Source organism: Burkholderia sp. Ac-20345, assembly GCF_017104825.1.
Taxonomy (GTDB): domain Bacteria; phylum Pseudomonadota; class Gammaproteobacteria; order Burkholderiales; family Burkholderiaceae; genus Burkholderia; species Burkholderia lata_B.
The window spans coordinates 1-3,604 of record NZ_JAAGPO010000393.1 but is presented as its reverse complement, the minus strand read 5'-3'; the positions used below and the strand labels follow the sequence as shown (position 1 = coordinate 3,604).

1 protein-coding gene and 3 pseudogenes are annotated in these 3,604 nt (G+C 64.1%); 2 read left to right on the top strand and 2 right to left on the bottom strand.

Annotated features, from left to right (window positions below; translation table 11 throughout):
* Positions 1-127, top strand: a pseudogene (locus tag G3O06_RS49520) (FMN-dependent NADH-azoreductase); the annotation flags it as partial.
* Here the strand turns inward: G3O06_RS49520 and G3O06_RS47130 are convergent.
* Positions 121-444: pseudogene (locus G3O06_RS47130) on the bottom strand (LEA type 2 family protein); the annotation flags it as partial. The pseudogenes G3O06_RS49520 and G3O06_RS47130 sit on opposite strands and share 7 nt — an antisense overlap.
* A gap of 643 nt (positions 445-1,087) precedes the next feature.
* Between G3O06_RS47130 and G3O06_RS47125 the strand changes: the two are divergent.
* Positions 1,088-3,256 carry a M1 family metallopeptidase gene (locus tag G3O06_RS47125; RefSeq protein ID WP_174999104.1) on the top strand — a complete coding sequence of 723 codons (2,169 nt, stop codon included), beginning with the start codon at positions 1,088-1,090 and terminating at the stop codon, positions 3,254-3,256.
* A 159-nt stretch (positions 3,257-3,415) separates the two neighbouring features.
* Here the strand turns inward: G3O06_RS47125 and G3O06_RS47120 are convergent.
* A pseudogene (locus G3O06_RS47120) lies at positions 3,416-3,604 on the bottom strand (LysR family transcriptional regulator); the annotation flags it as partial.

Here is a 3,604-nt window from a genome sequence, read left to right as displayed (position 1 = left end):
GACGTTCCGTTACGGCGAGAACGGGCCGGTCGGGTTGTGCGGCGGCAAGAAGCTGGTCGTTGCGTCGTCGCGCGGCGGCGTGTACAGCGAAGGTTCGCCTGCCGCGGCGTTCGATCATCAGGAAACCGGTACGTCGAGCACGGCCTCGCCGAAACGCGGCACGGTGCCCGAGCGATCGCTGACGCCGCTCGCGAACGGCGTGCCGTTCAGGTCGAGCGCGACCGAGATGCCGTCGTATTCGATCGGCGCGTCGTTCGGGTTCTGCACGCGCAACTTCAGGCTGAAACGCATCTCTAGGCCCTGCCCGACGAGCGGGTCGAGCCCGGCAACCGACACACGCACGGGATCGCGCGTCAGCCCCGCGCAACCGCCGAGCAGGAACACGGCGGCGAACATCAGCAGCACGGCGCGCAGCGGCGCGAAACGCAACAGGGTTCGTGGCATGGGAAAGCCTCCTCGCGGCAATCGGTGAGCGGATCGTCACTGCATTGTACCGAGCGCGCCCCGATACGCCGGATTTCGTAGTTTTCGCGGCCGCGCGAGATCGTTAATAGATTAAAACTACGAAAATACCAGTTAAACAGAAAGCGCATTAATGCTTTCCAGCATTCAATGAAGCGCGGCGAATTCAATAGATGCAATTTCTAAATTTTTCGTTTCCTTTACCTAAAACCATCAAGTATATTTACGCATCCTTCGAGCAAGCCGACAAACCTTGAGGCCGCATGACGGTGATTTTACGGAATGGCGACACGCCTTCCTGCCATCGTGCGATCAGGCCCGGCCAGCCCCGTAGGTCGTCTGTTCAAAGGGGAAAGCGCGCCCGCACAGGGCGTGCCGCTCCGTGTCGTGCGCGCGAAATCAATTCAGTACAACACGCGCCTGGCCATTTTGAACCGGCAAGTTAACCGACATCCGGAAATCCAGAGGGGGCAGTAAACCATGATTACCTTCACGTAGTCGGCCGCCGTCTTTTCGAATAATCCGTCATTGGCATTTTCATCGCTGTTGATTAACGGCGAGGGGATTGTCTTTGCCGGCGTTTTCGCAGCACTGAACGATTCTTTCAACAATCGAGGTTTCAGTCATGTCGATCAACATTCGCAAGATGCGTTATCTGCCGATCGTCGCCGCACTCGCGCTAGCCGGGTGCGGCGGCGACGACGGCGGCGTGGGCTCGGCTTCCGCGCTCAGCTCCGCCGGCGCGCCGCACTCGGGCTCGTCGCCCACCGTCACCGCGCCGCCAAGCGCATCCAACGTCGACAAGAGCGTATCGCCTGTCGAGCTGCCGGACACCGTGGTACCGGTGAACTACCGGCTGTGGTTCCGCCCGAACGACGCGCTGAACGCGTTCGACGGCCGCGCCGACGTCGAGATCAAGGTGCTGAAGCCGGTCAACAACATCGTGATCGCCGGCCACCGGATCAAGTTCACGAACGGCCGCATCACGCTGCAACCGGGCAACATCCAGTTGATCGCGACGCCACAGGACAAGGGCGACTTCTACCAGCTGCGCCCCGTGAGCGGCACGATCTCGCCGGGCAACTATTCGCTGCACATGGAATGGTCGGGCATCATCAACTTCAAGTCGTATGACGATCCGGTCAACCACACCGGCGGCAGTTGCGGCGACGATCCGTATCCGGGCTGCTCGGCCGCGGAAGGCGTCTTCCGTGTCGACCTGAAGGGCACCGACGGCAAGACGAGCGGCGCGATCCTCACGCAAGGCGAAACCAACCTGTCGCGCCAGTGGTTCCCCGGCTGGGACGAGCCGGCATTCCGCCCGACCTATGAAGTGACGGCCGAAGTGCCGCAGAGCTGGCGTGTCGTGTCGAACGCGGCCGAGAAGCCGTCGACCAACGTCGGCGGCGGCTACAAGCTCGTGCAGTTCGAGAAGACCCCGCCGATGCCGTCGTACCTGCTGTTCTTCGGCGGCGGCCTGTTCGACACCTACGAGGACGACTTCACGAGCCCGCTGCCGGGCGGCAAGGGCGGCCTGCACCTGCGCGTGTTCACACCGCCGGGCATGAGCGACTGGGCGAAGCCGGCGATGGACCGCACCAAGCAGGCGCTCGACTTCTACTACCGCTACACGGGCATTGCCCTGCCGCTCACGAAGTTCGACACGGTGGCCGCGAACGATGCGTTCAAGGAGCAGAAGGACCTGAACTTCGGCGGGATGGAGAACTGGGGGTCGATCCTCGAGTTCGCCGACGACATCCTGCCGCAACCGGGCCAGCCGATGTCGCACTACGGCAACGAAGTGCTGACGCACGAAGTCGCGCACCAGTGGTTCGGCGATCTCGTCACGACCGACTGGTGGGACAACGTGTGGCTCAACGAGTCGTTCGCGACGTTCTTCGAGACGAAGACGACGATCCAGTTCTTCCCCAACGAGTTCAGCTGGCTCGACCAGGTGAAGAACAAGTACCGCGTGATCAATCGTGACATCGGCCCGAATGCGTTCCCGGTCGCGCCGAACTTCAACGGCTGGGCGTCGAACGACTTCGTGCTGAGCGCCAGCGCGTTCACGTACGACAAGGGCGGCCACGTGCTGAAGACGCTCGAGAACTATCTCGGCGAACAGACGCTCCGCAAGGGTCTGCAGCAATACCTGGTCGACTACTCGTTCGGCAACGGCACGCCGAAGCGCCTGTGGGATGCACTGTCGAAGGAAAGCGGCCAGTCGATCGGCGCGATCGGCGACAGCTACGTACGCCAGACCGGCGTGCCGCTGATCTCGCTCGACACGCAGTGCGACCTGACGAAGAACCAGACCGTCATCACGCTCAAGCAGCAGCCGTTCCCGAACAAGAACGCGTATCCGGGCCTGCAGTGGACGGTGCCGATCACGCTCGCGTACGGCCAGGGTCTCGCGAAACGCACGACGCTCGCGCTGAAGGATACGCAGACGCAAACGCGGATCGACGGCTGCACGGGCGTGGTCGCCGACCCGAGCGGGCTCGACTACTACGTCGTGAACTACAGCGACTCGGCCTGGAGCGGGTTGCTCACGCAGGTCAACGGCTCCACCGATCCGGTGCTGCTCGCGAACCTGAAGAGCGAAGCCGCACTGCTCGTCGCGAACAACCTCGCGCCGGCGTCGCGCTCGACGTCGATCGGCTCGGTCGCTTCGCCGGCTGCAATGAAGCTGCGCCAGACGCCGACCTTCGGCGGCATCGAGCCGGTGACGAAGGAACGCCCGGCACGGCAATACCAGGGCATCTTCAAGCCGCGCAAGGTAGTAACGCAGTAACGGTGCGCATCCGGCCGGTGCCGCGCAGCCTGCGGCTGCCGGCCGGCGTACCGGCTTCTCCGACCTTTGACGGGCCTCGCATGCGAGGCCCTTTTTTATGCGCGGCGCCTTCATGTCCGGCGTTCGGCCGGCCGCACGGCGCGCCGCCCGCCGTCGCCGTCATGCCCACGCGGCATCCCACGCCGGCTGCGCGAACCAGGTCGCGAGGAACGCGACGAGCCGCGACGCGGGTGCGGTGCCGCGCGCCTGCTGGCGCAATACGTGGATCGTCGCCGGCTCGGGCGCCGCCGCGAACTGCGGCAGCACCGCGCGCAAGCGTCCGTCGCGCAGCGCGTCTCCCGCGAGCCA

Bases quoted from the DNA above. Each gene is read 5' to 3' on its own strand.
- G3O06_RS47125 (WP_174999104.1), top strand. From the start codon at position 1,088: ATGTCGATCAACATTCGCAAGATGCGTTATCTGCCGATCGTCGCCGCA.